Source organism: bacterium (assembly GCA_031082185.1).
Taxonomy (GTDB): domain Bacteria; phylum Sysuimicrobiota; class Sysuimicrobiia; order Sysuimicrobiales; family Humicultoraceae; genus VGFA01.
The window spans coordinates 109,205-122,939 of record JAVHLI010000002.1 but is presented as its reverse complement, the minus strand read 5'-3'; the positions used below and the strand labels follow the sequence as shown (position 1 = coordinate 122,939).

Annotated in this window: 10 protein-coding genes; 2 read left to right on the top strand and 8 right to left on the bottom strand. The window is 65.4% G+C overall.

What is annotated here, in order from left to right; all coding sequences use genetic code 11:
- From RDU83_02960 to RDU83_02925, 8 genes are read right to left on the bottom strand one after another with little or no spacing between them, the layout of a single operon-like run.
- Complete coding sequence (locus RDU83_02960; protein MDQ7839971.1) at positions 1–1,995, bottom strand: cache domain-containing protein; 1,995 nt, start codon at positions 1,993–1,995, stop codon at positions 1–3.
- A gap of 32 nt (positions 1,996–2,027) precedes the next feature.
- A complete protein-coding gene (locus tag RDU83_02955; protein MDQ7839970.1) occupies positions 2,028–3,026 on the bottom strand; it encodes an oxidoreductase in 999 nt (332 codons plus the stop codon).
- A 5-nt stretch (positions 3,027–3,031) separates the two neighbouring features.
- Positions 3,032–3,550, bottom strand: a complete 519-nt coding sequence (locus tag RDU83_02950; GenBank protein ID MDQ7839969.1) for a hydrogenase iron-sulfur subunit — start codon at positions 3,548–3,550, stop codon at positions 3,032–3,034.
- A 35-nt stretch (positions 3,551–3,585) separates the two neighbouring features.
- A complete protein-coding gene (locus tag RDU83_02945; GenBank protein MDQ7839968.1) occupies positions 3,586–5,601 on the bottom strand; it encodes a CoB--CoM heterodisulfide reductase iron-sulfur subunit A family protein in 2,016 nt (671 codons plus the stop codon).
- A complete protein-coding gene (locus RDU83_02940; protein MDQ7839967.1) occupies positions 5,594–7,594 on the bottom strand; it encodes a heterodisulfide reductase-related iron-sulfur binding cluster in 2,001 nt (666 codons plus the stop codon). Before RDU83_02940 ends, RDU83_02945 begins: the two co-directional genes overlap by 8 nt.
- A gap of 10 nt (positions 7,595–7,604) precedes the next feature.
- On the bottom strand, positions 7,605–8,585 hold the full coding sequence (locus RDU83_02935) for an electron transfer flavoprotein subunit alpha/FixB family protein (protein ID MDQ7839966.1): 981 nt from the start codon (positions 8,583–8,585) through the stop codon (positions 7,605–7,607).
- Positions 8,582–9,352: an electron transfer flavoprotein subunit beta gene (locus RDU83_02930; protein ID MDQ7839965.1), complete on the bottom strand. Its 771-nt coding sequence runs from the start codon at positions 9,350–9,352 to the stop codon at positions 8,582–8,584. The genes RDU83_02935 and RDU83_02930 overlap by 4 nt, the downstream gene beginning before the upstream one ends.
- On the bottom strand, positions 9,349–10,596 hold the full coding sequence (locus RDU83_02925; GenBank protein MDQ7839964.1) for a (Fe-S)-binding protein: 1,248 nt from the start codon (positions 10,594–10,596) through the stop codon (positions 9,349–9,351). The genes RDU83_02930 and RDU83_02925 overlap by 4 nt, the downstream gene beginning before the upstream one ends.
- A 185-nt stretch (positions 10,597–10,781) precedes the next feature.
- On the opposite strand from RDU83_02925, the gene RDU83_02920 reads away from it, so the two are divergent.
- Both RDU83_02920 and RDU83_02915 read left to right on the top strand, forming a co-directional pair.
- Complete coding sequence (locus tag RDU83_02920) at positions 10,782–12,911, top strand: acetate--CoA ligase family protein (GenBank protein MDQ7839963.1); 2,130 nt, start codon at positions 10,782–10,784, stop codon at positions 12,909–12,911.
- 293 nt (positions 12,912–13,204) lie between these two features.
- Positions 13,205–13,645: a rhodanese-like domain-containing protein gene (locus tag RDU83_02915; protein ID MDQ7839962.1), complete on the top strand. Its 441-nt coding sequence runs from the start codon at positions 13,205–13,207 to the stop codon at positions 13,643–13,645.
- The last annotated feature ends 90 nt before the right edge of the window (positions 13,646–13,735 follow it).

Here is a 13,735-nt window from a genome sequence, read left to right as displayed (position 1 = left end):
TTACGCTTCCCCAACAGTCTTGACGGGCAGCCTCACCATGAACGACGTTCCCTTTCCTACCTCGCTCTCCACCAAGATCGTGCCGCCGTGCTCCTTGACGATTCCGAAGCTGATTGACAGCCCCAGCCCGGTGCCGTGCCCCTGGTCCTTGGTGGTGAAGAAGGGGTCGAATATCCTCTCCAAGTCCTCCGGGCGGATGCCGTTCCCGGTATCGGTGATCGTAACCTCGAGGTGCCCCCCGTCTGGATCGGTCCGTGTGGACAGGGCCAGCCGCCCCACGCCGCCCATCGCCTCGGCGGCATTGATTATCACGTTCATGAATACCTGCTGGATCTGAGAGGGGTCCACGACGGCCAGCGGCAGTCCCTCCTGGAGCTCCTTGACGACCTGGATGTTGTGGAACTGCGCCTGGTTCTCGACCAGCGAGACGCACTGCTGCAGGAGGGAATTGACGTCCGAAGGCCGTTTGTGAGGCTTCACCGGCCGGGCATAGTCCAGCAGTCCCCGTACGATGTCCCTGCAGCGGCCTGCCTGGTCCACGACTTTACCGAGGGTTTCGCGCAGTTGCCCTTCGGGCGGGGCCTTCTCCAGGAGCAGGTGGGTGAAGGCGACGATTCCCTGGAGGGGGTTGTTCAGCTCGTGGGCCACGCCGGCGGCGAGCTGTCCGGTGATCGCGAGTCTCTCAGACTCCATGATCCTCTTTCGCGTGTAGTCCTTCAACTGGGCGTCCCTCTGCTTCAAGGCGGACGCCATGGTGTTGAAGCTGTCGGCCAGATCCTGCAGCTCGTCGTTGGTTCGGATCTCCACGGTTGCGTCCAGGTTGCCGTGGGCCACTTCCCTCGAGGCGGAGACCAGTTGCCGCACGGACGCGGAAACCCTACGTGAGATGAAGTAGGACACGCCCATGGACAGCAGCGCGCCCGTGAGCGTCAGCGCCAGGAGCACGGACACGGCCTGTTTCCTAAGGTCCACGTACTTACGTTCCAGAACCCCCACGTACAGTATCCCGATTATCTTGTGGTTGAGGCTCTTCATCGGTTCGTAGGCGGTGATGTACCAGTTGTTGACCACGTATGCACGGCCGATCCAGGGGTTACCCGACACGACAACTTGGTCGTAGACGTCTTCCGCGATCCGCGTTCCCACTGCCCTCGTGCCGTCGGCGGTCCTTACGTTCGTTGAGATCCGCACGTCGTTCAAGAAGATCGTTGAGGTTCCGATGTCGTGTCCCTTGTACTCTACGTCCTGGAACACGGTCTGCTTGATCTTGTCCACGATCTCGAAGTTCCGGTTCAGCAGAACCCCGCCGTACAGCACCCCGAGCAGGTTGCCGTGGGAGTCCAGGATCGGGGCCGCCGCCTTGAGCATCATGCCCGCGGTCTCCTCCGCGGCCTCCCTGGGCGCGGCCCTGGGCGTCTCGATGATCTTGAAGTGGGCCTGCTCGGCCAGGGACGGCGACTCCCTGCGCAGGGCGGCCGAAGGAACCAGTGAGATACCCGCGGCGGGCTTCCTGCTGTGCAGGACGGCCGCCACCAGCTCGTCATGGCTTACGTTGTCGCCGACAAGTTGAGGGTTGCTGGTGCGCAGGAGCACATTGCCGGACCGGTCGGTGACCGTGAGCACGTCCAACCGCTCACCTTCTCGGATTCTTCCAAGCTCCTTGGCGATCGGGTCCGTCCTCCCCGACGGCAGCGCGTCCCTTAGGAAGAACCTTTCTGCTGTGAGCCGGACCACGTCGTTGACATGGTCCAGCCTGCCGTGCAGGATCTCGCGTGCCGCGTTGAGGTTGTTGCGCACGCTCGCCTGGGCTTCAGACATGATGATCCTGCCGATGAGGTGGGTCCCCACGAAGGCGAAGACGGCTATCGTGACCCCGATGATCAGCAGGTAGCTGACGATAAGCTTGGTGGCTACAGGTACCGTTCCACCGTTCCTGCGGCCGGAGATGAACCCGGGCAGGTACCTTCCGATGATCCCCCTCAGGTCACTGGACATCGCGTCTTACGTGTCGAGTCCTTCTCGGCCTTCTACTGTGCCGCCTCGGCCGGGGCGGCCTGCGACACCTTGCGCCGCAGGCGTGAGGCCGGGAGCGAGTACCGGTAGAACGTGCCCACCGGATCGGGAATCGTGGAGAGAACTGCCTCGATGGCATCCGGGCTGCTGGCGTCGAATGCCGAGCCCACGGCGGAGATCAGCTTGGCGCCGACGTCGTGCACGCGCGACGTCGGTCCAAAACACCCGCTGCAGGGCATGTTACCGCTAGGACACAGGGCCTCACATCCGGCGCGCGTGGCCGGCCCCAGGCACAACAGCCCCTGCGCCAGCAGGCAGGTTTCGGGATCAATCAGCACCTGGTGAGGGCGCTTGAAGCTGGTCAGGAGCAGCCGGTCCGGCTTGGTGGCCTTCAGATGGCACTGGTCGCACAGCGCGATATCAGGAGCCAGCACGCTTCCCCGCGGTGGAAGGGCGCCGGTAAGGATCGCCTGAACCGCGTCCATCAGAAGCTTCGGGGTGGGAGGGCAGCCCGGGATGTAGTAGTCAACTTCCACGACCTGATCCAGGGTCCGCACGGTGTCGCGGAATGCCGGGAGCGTGGTCATGCGGCCGTCTTCCTGCCAGGATTCCTGGGGCAGGGTGCCTTCCGGGTTGACCACCGAGGGCGGATCGCTGTAGCTACCGCGGAAGATGGTCTTGCGGTCCCAGAGGTTGGCGAGCCCTGGGATTCCTCCCAGGTGGGAGCACGCGCCAAAGGCGATCAGGACCTGTGCTTTGCGCCGCATCAGGTGCGCCATCTCCTCCTGCTCCGAGGTGCGGACGGCGCCGTTGACGAACGCGACCGCAATGGATCCGTCCGGCCGCGCCTCCACGTCGCTGCGCTTGAAATCCAGGGCAACCGGCCAGAAGATGATGTCCACGGCATCCACGACGGCCAGGACGCCATCGGCCAGATCAACGACCGCCTCCTCGCAACCTCCGCAAGATGCGCACCAGTAGAAGGCGACCTGCGGCTTTGTGGGGTTTGACATCTCGTTCACCTCCCGTCGGATGCGGCGGCGGCCGCGAGGGCCTCGGTGGGCCCGTCATGGTGCAAGAGCTCTGCGTCCCAGCCCTTCCGCTTCCCGGGCAGATCGAGCCTGCCCAGCCGGCGCACGGCCTCCACCATGTCGTTGATCACGCGGGCCACTTTGTCGCCTTCCGAGGCAGAGATCCATTCCAGCCGGAGACGCTCGTCCTCAATTCCCATTTCGCGGAGGACACGCTTCAACAGCGCTATTCGGCGCAGCGTCTTGTAGTTGCCCTCCACGTAGTGGCAGTCCCCAGGATGGCAGCCGCCGATGAGGACCCCGTCGGCGCCCTGCGCGAACGCCTCGACCACGAACTGCGGGTCCACCCGACCCGAGCACATCACGCGGATGATGCGGACGTTGGGAGCGTACTTCATACGCGAGGTGCCGGCCAGGTCCGCCGCGGTGTAGGTGCACCACGTGCAGAAGAACGCCACGATCGTTGGCTCCTGCCCATTTGCCTTCCCGACTCTCTGCTCTTCCATCAGACTCCCCACCTCACTGGCGGATCAGATCGTTCTCAGGAAGCCGTCGTCGCCCCCGCGAGCACTCCCAGGATCTCGGCGTATATCTGCCTGTCGTCAAAGAGGTGCTGCTGGATGGACCCCGATGGGCAGGCGGCCACGCAGACCCCGCACCCCTTGCACAGCGCCTCATTGATCTGTGCCTTGGCGGTAGCCGCATCGAAAGCAATGGCGTTGTAGGGGCACAGGGGGATGCACGTCTTGCACCCGGAGCACTCTTCCGCGAGCAGGTACGCGGTCGTGGGCTCCAGTTCGAAATAGCCGGCGTCAATGAGCGCAAACGCCTCGGCCGCCGCTGCGCCGGCCTGGGCCACGGAGTCCGGGATGTCCTTTGGCCCCTGGCAGGCGCCGGCCAGGAAGATGCCGTCGGTGAACGTGTTTACCGGCGCCAGCTTCGGGTGCCTCTCCAGGAACCAGCCCTCGTTCGAGCAGGAGATGTTGAACATCCTGCGCACCTCCTGCGCGTCCGGCTGCGGATCCAGCCCAGGACTGAGCACAACCATGTCCACGGGAATGCGCCGGATCATGCCGGCCAGCGTGTCCTCCACCTGGATTACCAGCTTGCCCTGCTCCTCCGGCGTGGTTGCCCAGTCGGACACCTGGCCCACCTTGCCGCGGACGAAGTGCACGCCCTCGGCCAGCGTCTTGGTGTAGAACTCCTCGAAGCCCTTCCCTGGGGTGCGGACGTCAATGTAGAAGTTGTAGACCTCGGCCTCGGTCCGCTCCTTGATCAGGTGGGCCAGCTTGATTGAGTACATGCAGCACACGCGGGAGCAGTAGACGTTGTAGTTCTCGTCGCGCGAGCCGACGCAGTGGATAATCGCTACCCGCTCCGGCTTGCGGCCGTCGCGCAGGACGACCTCGCCGCCGGTTGGACCGGAGGCGTTCACCAGACGCTCGATCTCCAGGGCCGAGTAGACGTTCGGATACACGCCGTAGCCGTAGTAGGGTACCCGGCCGGCATCGAACGTCTTGAACCCGGTTGCCAGGACGATGGCGCCGACCTCGATCTCTTCGATTCGCTCGGTCTGGCGGAAGTCTATGGCATTGCGCTCGCCGCAGGCTTCCACGCAGGTCTTCTTGCACTTGCCCGACTTGAACTCGATGCAGGTTTCCGGGTCGATGACGACGACCTGGGGGACCGCCTGGGGGAAGGGGATGTAGATCGGGCGGCGCTTGCTCAGCCCAAGGTTGAACTCGTCCGGGACTTTGGCTTCCTTGTAGATGCAGGCCGGGATGCACTCCAGGCAACCCAGGCACAACTCCTCGTTGATGTAGCGCGGCCGGCGCTTGACCTTGACCTTGTAGTTTCCCACGTACCCGTCAACCTGTGAGACCTCGGAGTACGTCCACAGCGTAATGTTGGGGTGGGCTCGGACCGCGGTCATCTTGGGGGTCAGGATGCACGCCGCGCAGTCGAGCGTGGGGAAGGTCTTGTCGAACTTGGCCATGTGCCCGCCGATGGTGGGCTCGCGCTCCACCAGGTAGACGCGCTTGCCGCCGTTGGCAATCGTGAGCGCGGCATGGATGCCGGCGATCCCGCCTCCCACCACCAGTACTGCCGGGTTTATCGGGACCCGCCGCCGCTCCAGCGACTCGTGGTAGATGACCCGATGAACCGCTGCGCGGACCAAGTCCTGAGCCTTGCGCGTTGCCTCTTCCTTGTCGGTGTGCACCCAGGAGGCGTGCTCCCGGATGCTCACCATCTGGAAGTAGAAGGGGTTCAGCCCCCCTGCCTCGGTGGCGCTCCGGAATGTGCGCTCGTGGAGCAGCGGTGAGCAGGCCGCGACGACGATCCGATCCAGCTTGTGCTCCGCTATGTCCTTCTGGATGAGCACCTGACCGGGATCGGAGCACATATACTTGTAGTCTCGCGCCACGGCGACGCCGGGCAGGGTGGCCGCGTACTCGGTCAGGCGTTGAACGTCAACCAACCCGGCGATATTCTTGCCGCAGTGGCAGATGTAGACACCGACTCGCGGCCCGCCGTTTGCGGAAAGGGCCTCACGCATGACCAGACACCTCCGGGGTTGTTGCTTCCTCGACCAGTTCGGCGAGATCCTTGACTACGAACCCTTCCTCGTGTCCTGTTGTCTTCTGTGCGTCACGGAACATGGTGATCTCCTTGGGGCAGGCCACTACCAGCGTTCCAACGCCGTCCAGCGCGGAGGCTTCCCGGATGCGGCTCTCGGCCGGCCTCTCCCTGATCCCCTCCGTCTCCTTCATCCAGATCCGACCGCCCCCTGCCCCGCAGCAAAACGAGTTGCCCCGGTTTCGCGGCATCTCCACGATGTTTGCGCCCAGCGCGCGCAGCACCCTGCGCGGGTGGTCGTAGACGCCGTTGAACCTCCCCAGGTAGCACGGGTCGTGATAGGTGACCCGCCGGTCCATCTTCCTGGACGGTTGGAGGCGGCCCGACTGGATCAGGCGGTCGAGGAGCTCGGTGTAGTGAATAACCGGCCACTGCATCCCGAACAAGGGGTACTCATTCCTCAGCGTGTTGTAGGTGTGGGGATCGGTCGTCACGATCTCCTTGAACTCACACTTCCGCATGGCGTTGACGTTCTTCTCCGTGAGCTCCTCGAAGAGGCCTTCCTCTCCGACACGGCGCATGTCATTGCCGCTGCCGCTCTCTCCATCATACATGATCCCGAAGTCCACCCCGGCGCGCTGCAGCAGGCGGGCGAACGACCTCGTGACCTCCCGGGCGCCCGGATCGTACGAGGCGTAGTCCCCGACGAACCAGAGGATCTCCGCCGGCTCCTTGCGCACGTCCTTGATGTTGAAGCCCAGCCCCTGCGTCCACTTGGCGCGTATCTTCGGTGATTGACCGAGAGAGTTGCCGTATCGGGACGACGCCGTCAGCGCCTCCTGCAGGTTGGGGTCCACGCTTCCCTGGCCGACCAGGAACCGGCGCATCTCCACGATCTTCGGGATCGGCTCTATGTACACCGGGCAGGCCTCGTGACAGGCGCCGCACGTGTAGCACGCCCAGATGGTCTCGTCGCCGATGACCTCCCCGGCGATCCTTTGGGCGCCGTTCTTGGCCGGCAGCGCCCGCATGTGGTCCCGGAGGTCGAGAATCAACCCCTTCGGGGAGAGGGGGGTGCCGGCGTGCCATGCCGGACAGGCCTCCTGGCAGCGTCCGCACTCGGTGCACGCGTCGAGGTCGAGCAGGTGCTTCCACGCGAGTTGCCGGAGCAAGGAAGCCCCCGGGCCCTCGGCGCCAGGGCCCCCGCCCGCCGGAAGCCTACCCAACGGTTCGAGAGACCGGAAGAAGATGCTCAGGGGAGCGGTGAAGATGTGCATCGCCCGGGAGAATGGCAGGTAGGCGATGAACGCGAAGGCGACCACCGCGTGTCCCCACCAGGAGATGCGGTGGAGCCGCTCGAGCCCCTCCTGCGGCATGCCCAGGAACGCTTGGGCGAACAGCCACCCGCCCGGAGACCAAGCTCCCCACGGGTCGCGTGTGGCCACGATCCGCAGACCCTCCACCACGAAGCCGCTCGCCAGGATCACGAAGATCAGGACCAGTAGGACGGAGTAGCCGTCGCTCCCCCGGGGCTCCACCAGGCGCTTGGGTTTTAGCACCCACCTCCGGAGGAGCGCCATGCCGGTGCCCACCAGCGCCAGGATGCCGAACAGATCCACCACGAGGGACATGAAGTACAGGTAGAATGGGCCCTGCAGCGTCGGCAGGCCCAGGTACTCCTGGAGCATCACGAAGCCTGTCGCCGCCAGCATCACGAAGAACCCCCACGACAGGGTAGCGTGGAGCACTCCGGCGTAGGTCTCCCTCAGTATCCTGAACTGTACCCCCGCCTGAGCCACCACCCCGACTAAGCGCTCCCAGAGCCGATCCCACCGAGGATCGGGCCGGCCTTGTAGCCAGCGGCGTACGGTCACGAACACTCCCCACAGGAAGACGATCAGGAACGGCAGGAAGACCGCATAGATCAGCTTGTGCTGGGCAATGTTCCAGTTCAGCTCGCGCATCGGCTCCATGGGTTCTACCTCACGCCTTGCGTGCCTGGAGCGCCTGCGTGAGGGCGGGTAGGAGATCGTACATGTCGATGACGATCCCGTAGTCCGCGACGTCGAAGATGGGCGCCTTGGAGTCGGAGTTGACGGCGATGATCAGATCAGAGTCCTTCATCCCCTCCGTGTGCTCCGGGGCGCCGCTGATTCCCAATGCCAGGTAGAGCTTCGGCTTGACGATCATGCCGGACTTCCCGACCTGCCGGCCCAGGGGAAGCCATCCTTGATCCACCACGGGGCGCGAGGCGCACACCGTCCCGCCCAGCGCTCCGGCCAGCTCCTCCGCCAGCGGGATGTTGTCCTGCCTCTGTATCCCGCGCCCAACTGCCACCAGTACGGCCGACTTCGTTATATCCACATCGCCCGGCTCCGGCTCGAGAAGCCTGACCGCCCTCATCCCAACGGTCTCGAGCGTGGTCGGCATTGGTACTACCTCAACCGGGGGAGGGCTTTTGGCAATGCCCGCCTCTGCGGGGAACGAGCCAGGCATCACAGTCACAACGACAGGCCCGCTCGCCTCCGCCTCGCAGAGCAGTTTACCGCCGCACATCTGGCAGGTGGCGATTGTGCGCCCGTCCCTTACCTGGAGGTTGACGCAGTTGACGATCAAGGGCCTCTCGAGCGCCCCCGCGAGCACTGAGGCGAGGTCCATTCCCATCGACGTGGCGCCGAAGAGGACGGCACGCGGCGCCTCTTTCTCGACCAGGGCCCTCACGACCGCGGCGTGCGAGCCGGGCGTGTACTCGGCCAGGCCGGCATCGTCGACGTACAGTACGCCGTCCGCCCCCAGGGTCTCCGCGAGCGGCTGGACCCCGCTGCCGACGAGCACGGCGACCAGCCGGCCGGCCAGCGCGTCGGCGATCTCGCGCCCCTTGCCAAGGAGCTCGTAGGTATGACCAGCGACCTTTCCCTTCAGGTGCTCAACGTGGACCCAAACGTCATGACCGGCTGGACTCATGGCGCTAGCCCCCGATCCTCGAGGATCTTGACTATCTGCTGTGCCAGCTCCTCCGGAGATCCATCAAGTATCTGCGCGTGCTCCGCGGGTTCGGGCTTGAACAGGCGGGTGACTGAGATCGAGGCCGGGACCGTTACCGCGGCCGCCTCCCTCTCATCCAGCGCCCTGGTCTTCTTGACCTCCCGGATCCGCGCCACCGGAACGTAGCGTGGGGGCTGCGGGGCCGACAGCACCCCGATGACCGCCGGCAACGTGACCTCGATCTCGGCGGCGACCCCTCCTGGGTACTCCTTCTGAACGAGGATCTTACCTTCGCCAGAGGGCTCCACCGACCGCGTGACCCCGACGTAGGGGAGTCCCATCATCCCGCCCAGCATACCTGCGACGTGGGCATCCAGGTCGTCGATGGCCTGAACGCCGGTGAGGATTAGGTCCGCCTGCATGCCCCCCAGCGCCTCCCGGAACGTGGCCGCGGCCGCGCGCTTGCCCAGCCCCACCCCGGGTACCCCCGTGAGCTTGACGGCATCGTCGGCGCCCCGGGCCAGGGCCGCGAAGAGCACCTGGTCGGCATCGCCGTAGTCCAGTGCCAGGACCGAAACGCTCGCCCCGTGCCTGTCCTTCAGGAGCAGCGCCTGCTCGAGCGCGTGGTCGTCGCTCTCGCTGATGACGTAACGCAACCACTGGGTATCGAGTGCCGTCCCCGTGGAGTCGATCTCCAGCTCCTCGACCAGATCCGGGACCATGTTGAGCAGGACCGCTATTCTCACGCCGGTTTCACCCCCGGTGCACCAATGGACTCGTCCAGCAGCTCGAGAATGTCCTTGACGACCATTTTGCCTTCGTTCCCGGTGGACTTAAGGGCATCCTCGAAGCGTGACGCTTCGAAGGGACAGGACACCGCGAGAATGTCGGCTCCGGTAGAGAGGGCATGGGCGATCCGCCGGTCGGACAGCCGCTCGTGCGCGGACTGCCAGATCACGGTGTCCAGCCACATTCCGCCGCCTCCGCCGCCGCAGCACAAGGCGTTCTCCCTTGCGAATGGCATCTCCACGAGCGAGATGCCCGGGATCGCCCGCAACAGGTCCCTGGGTTGCTCGTAGATGCCGCTGAGCCGGCCCAGGCTGCAGTTGTCGTGGTAGGTGACGACGGCCTGCACGCTGTCCTTCAGCAGCGGCCGCAGCGCTTCCATCCTCTCGGCGAAGAACTCCACGTAGTGGCGGACTGGATACGTCCGCCCGGTGATCGCCGGGTAGATCCGCGTCAGCGAGTTGTGGGCGTGCGGATCCGCGGTCAGGATGAGGTCGTAGCCGTACTTGTCCAGCAGTGCCGTGTTGTACTCGATCAGGTTCTCGAACAGCCCCTTCTCGCCGGAGAGCCGTTCGCAGTCGCCCACGCAGTGCTCCTCTGGCCCGAGAACCGCGAAATCCACTCCCATCGCGTGCAGCACCCGGGCCATGGCCTGAGCCTGCAGTTGGTTGCGCGGGTGATATGAAGGGTAGCACTCAACCAACCACAGCGCCTCGACAGGCCGCTTGAGTTGGGAGATGATCGGCACCGGCACGCCTGCGCCCTTGGTCCACTCCATGCGCTTCCTGGGGCCTTCTCCGAGCGAGTTCCCATACCGGTTAGTGTTGTCCAGCGCCTTCTTGAACTCCGCGGGCAGCGTCTGGCCGGCGCTCATGGCAGCATCGCGCAGGGCCGGGAACAGAACGTCGGTGATCTTCAATCCGCTGGGGCACCTGGCGGTGCAGTTGTAGCAGGAGACGCACAACCACAGGGTGTTGCTCTTGAGCACCTGGTCCAGCAGGCCTTCCTTGAGGAGGTAGATGGAGTGGCGGGGTGTGTACTCCATGGCAAAGGCCAGGGGACAGGCCCCGCCGCACATCCCGCACTGGATGCAGGGGTTGAACTCCCTTTGCCAAGGAGTTTGTGGATCGGATAATGCAGAGGACGCAGACTGCTTGTCTCCGCTCAACACCGTGACCCCCCTGTGGAGGCCCTCTCCGCCCATGTGGACTCTGCCGGGCATGGACAGCCCCCATTCTCTTGCCTACAATTTCACTTCAGCCGGCCTAGTAAGAGAATACGGCGGCCACCCTATTCCTGCTTTTCAGAGGGGCCCATACCTCGTTGCCACCGTCACGTCTTTCCAGGGGGCTCGCCCGTGGACGGCGAATACGAACAGGGGTGATGCAAATGATGCTTAAGAGACGCGACCTGACAGCCGTCATTCGACCCTCAACCATAGCCGTCATCGGCGCTTCCCGCGATCCGGCCAAGGTGGGGCACGCGATCTTCCACAACATCCTTACCGGAGGGTTCCAGGGCGCGGTGCATCCGGTAAATCCCACTGCCCGCGCGATCAGCGGGGTACGGGCCTATCCGTCGGTCTTGGAGGTTCCGGATCCCGTAGACCTGGCAGTGGTGATCACCCCGGCCCCCCTGGTACCGGGAGTGCTGGACGAGTGCGGCCGCGCCGGGGTGCGCGGCGTGGTGGTGATTTCAGGCGGGTTCCGCGAAGTGGGGGAGGAGGGCCGGAAGCGGGAGGATCTGGTTCGCGAGCGGGTTGCGCGTTGGGGTTTTGCCCTGATCGGACCTAACTGCCTGGGCGTAATCAACACCGCCCCAGACGTTCGGTTGAACGCGACCTTCGCCTCGCAGCTCCCCGACGCCGGCAACATCGGTTTCCTATCGCAGTCCGGCGCGCTCACCGCGGCCGCGCTCGACTACGCCCGCACCAAGCGCATCGGGTTTTCAAAGGTCTTCAATCTCGGCAACAAGGCGGACGTGACCGAGCTGGAGTTGCTGGAGGTGCTGGCCGCCGACCCGGACACGCAAGTCATCCTGCTCTATGTGGAGGAGCTGAGCGAGGGGCGGCGCTTCATCGAGACCGCCCGCGAGATCAGCGAGCAGTCGCCTCCCAAGCCCGTCCTCGTGCTCAAGGCGGGTCGCACCGCGGCCGGTGCCAGGGCGGTCTCGAGCCACACCGGGTCGCTGGCCGGCTCCGACCAGGTCTACGAGGCCATCTTCGCCCAGGCCGGCGTGCTGCGGGTCGAGAGCATCGAGGAGCTGTTCGACTACGCGGCCGCGTTCTCGCGCCAGCCGCTGCCCAAGGGGAGGCGCGTCGCGATTGTCACCAATGCCGGCGGCCCCGGCATCCTGGCCACGGACGCCTGCATACGGCAGGGCCTGGAGATGAGCAAGCTCTCGGATGTGACGATCGGGGCGCTGCGGCGCGTCGTGCCCGGCGAAGCCCACGTTGGCAACCCCCTTGACATCATCGGCGACGCGGACGACCGCCGGTACGACGCCGCCCTCGAGGCGGTGCTGGCCGACCCGTCGGTGGACGCGGGCGTGGTGCTGGTGACCCGCCAGGCGACCATTGACGTTGAGGCCGCGGCCGATGCTGTCATCCGACGGGCGCGCGCCTCCGGGAAGCCGGTACTGGCCTCGTTCGTTGGCGCCCTGGCCGTGGAATTGGGCGTTGCCCGCCTGGTGGAGGCCGGGATCCCGCACTACCCTTTCCCTGAGGCGATCGCGCGGACGCTGGCCGCGATGGCGCGGTACGTCTCGTGGATCGGGCGGCCCCGCACCGATTACGTAGCTTTCGACGACGTGGACCGAAACCGCGCGCGGCAGATCATCGCCGGTGCGCAGCCGGGGTTTCTGTCGGAGTCGGCTGCCCTGGAGTTGCTGGAGGCCTACCGGCTTCCGCTGCTGCCGTGGGCAGTGGCCACCAGCGCCGGCGAGGCGGCGGAGCGCGCGCTGGAGATCGGCCTTCCGGTGGCACTCAAGATCCTCTCCCCGCAGATCATTCACAAAGTGGACGTGGGCGGGGTGCGCCTCAACCTCGGGACCGCGGCCGAGGTCGCCGCTGCCTACGAAACTATGATGGTCTCGATACGCAAGCACCACCCCGACGCGGCGTTGGATGGAGTGCTGGTTCAGGCGATGGCGCGCAAGGGGCATGAGGTGATCCTGGGGATCAGTCACGACGCGCAGTTCGGCCCGGTGTTGATGTTCGGACTGGGCGGGATATACGTGGAGGTCCTGAAGGACGTCACCTTCCGCCTGGCGCCGGTGCGGGAGCTGGGTGCCCGGCGTATGGTCGAGGAGACCCGCACCGCGGCCATCCTGCAGGGCGTCCGCGGCGAGCCCCCGTCGGACATGGAGGCCATAGTCGAGTGCCTCCTGCGCCTGTCCCAGCTGGCGGTTGATTGCCCGGAGGTAGTGGAGCTCGACATCAATCCCCTGTTTGTGTACGCGGAGGGGCAGGGCGCCGCTGTGGCGGACGCACGGGTGCGGATCGCGCCTCCGCCAGGGTGATGCTCGATTGGAACCCGGCGCAGGCCAACATGATGGTGAGATTGAAAGGCCCGATCACTGAACACCCGGAACAGCGCGCACTCGTTCTGCTTCCGGATGGCGCCCGCGAGAATCGCGAGGCGCGGATACGATCTGGGTTGAGATGGTGCGACTCGGGCGGAACACTGCACTTGCCGCGCTGGTTGCCGCAGTCCTCCTGATCGCGCTGCCGCCAGGGCTCGCAGGCCAACGGCCGGGTGGCAACCGCGCCGCCCAGACCGATGCAGCCAAGATAGCGGAGGAGGATGAAGAGAGTGTTCAAGAGAATCGCGATCGTTGCAATGCTCGTGGCACTGGCAGCGGCCCCGGCTGCCGTGGCCCAGACGCCGGCGGTCCAGAAGGCGATGTTCGCGTTCATCGCCAACCTACCGGCCGACTTCCTGAGCCTGACGCCCCCGGCGCTCAAGGCCAAGATGGACGCGGGCGAGAAGCCGTTCCTGGTGGACGTGCGCGAGGCAACCGAGACCGCCACCGGCCACATCCAGGGCGCGGTGCTGATGCCGGTAAGGACGTTCCCCAGGAACCTGGGCAAGATCCCATCCAACCGGAACGCCGAGATCATCGTCATCTGCGGGTCCGGTCTGCGGTCCTCGTACGTGGTCATGGCGCTCAGCACCATGGGCTACAGGAACGTGAAGGGCATGGCGCTGGGGATGCGCGAGTGGAACGCGCAGAACTTCCCGGTGGTCAAGTAGCCACATTCAGTGGAACGCACTCCGAACAACGCGGCCCCGGCCCCGCCTATGGTCAGACGCCCCGACCTCCCATAGTCTAGTGAGAGCAGC

Bases quoted from the DNA above. Each gene is read 5' to 3' on its own strand.
- RDU83_02960 (MDQ7839971.1), bottom strand. From the start codon at position 1,995: ATGTCCAGTGACCTGAGGGGGATCATCGGAAGGTACCTGCCCGGGTTC.
- RDU83_02955 (MDQ7839970.1), bottom strand. From the start codon at position 3,026: ATGTCAAACCCCACAAAGCCGCAGGTCGCCTTCTACTGGTGCGCATCT.
- RDU83_02950 (MDQ7839969.1), bottom strand. From the start codon at position 3,550: ATGGAAGAGCAGAGAGTCGGGAAGGCAAATGGGCAGGAGCCAACGATC.
- RDU83_02945 (MDQ7839968.1), bottom strand. From the start codon at position 5,601: ATGCGTGAGGCCCTTTCCGCAAACGGCGGGCCGCGAGTCGGTGTCTAC.
- RDU83_02940 (MDQ7839967.1), bottom strand. From the start codon at position 7,594: ATGGAGCCGATGCGCGAGCTGAACTGGAACATTGCCCAGCACAAGCTG.
- RDU83_02935 (MDQ7839966.1), bottom strand. From the start codon at position 8,585: ATGAGTCCAGCCGGTCATGACGTTTGGGTCCACGTTGAGCACCTGAAG.
- RDU83_02925 (MDQ7839964.1), bottom strand. From the start codon at position 10,596: ATGGGCGGAGAGGGCCTCCACAGGGGGGTCACGGTGTTGAGCGGAGAC.
- RDU83_02920 (MDQ7839963.1), top strand. From the start codon at position 10,782: ATGATGCTTAAGAGACGCGACCTGACAGCCGTCATTCGACCCTCAACC.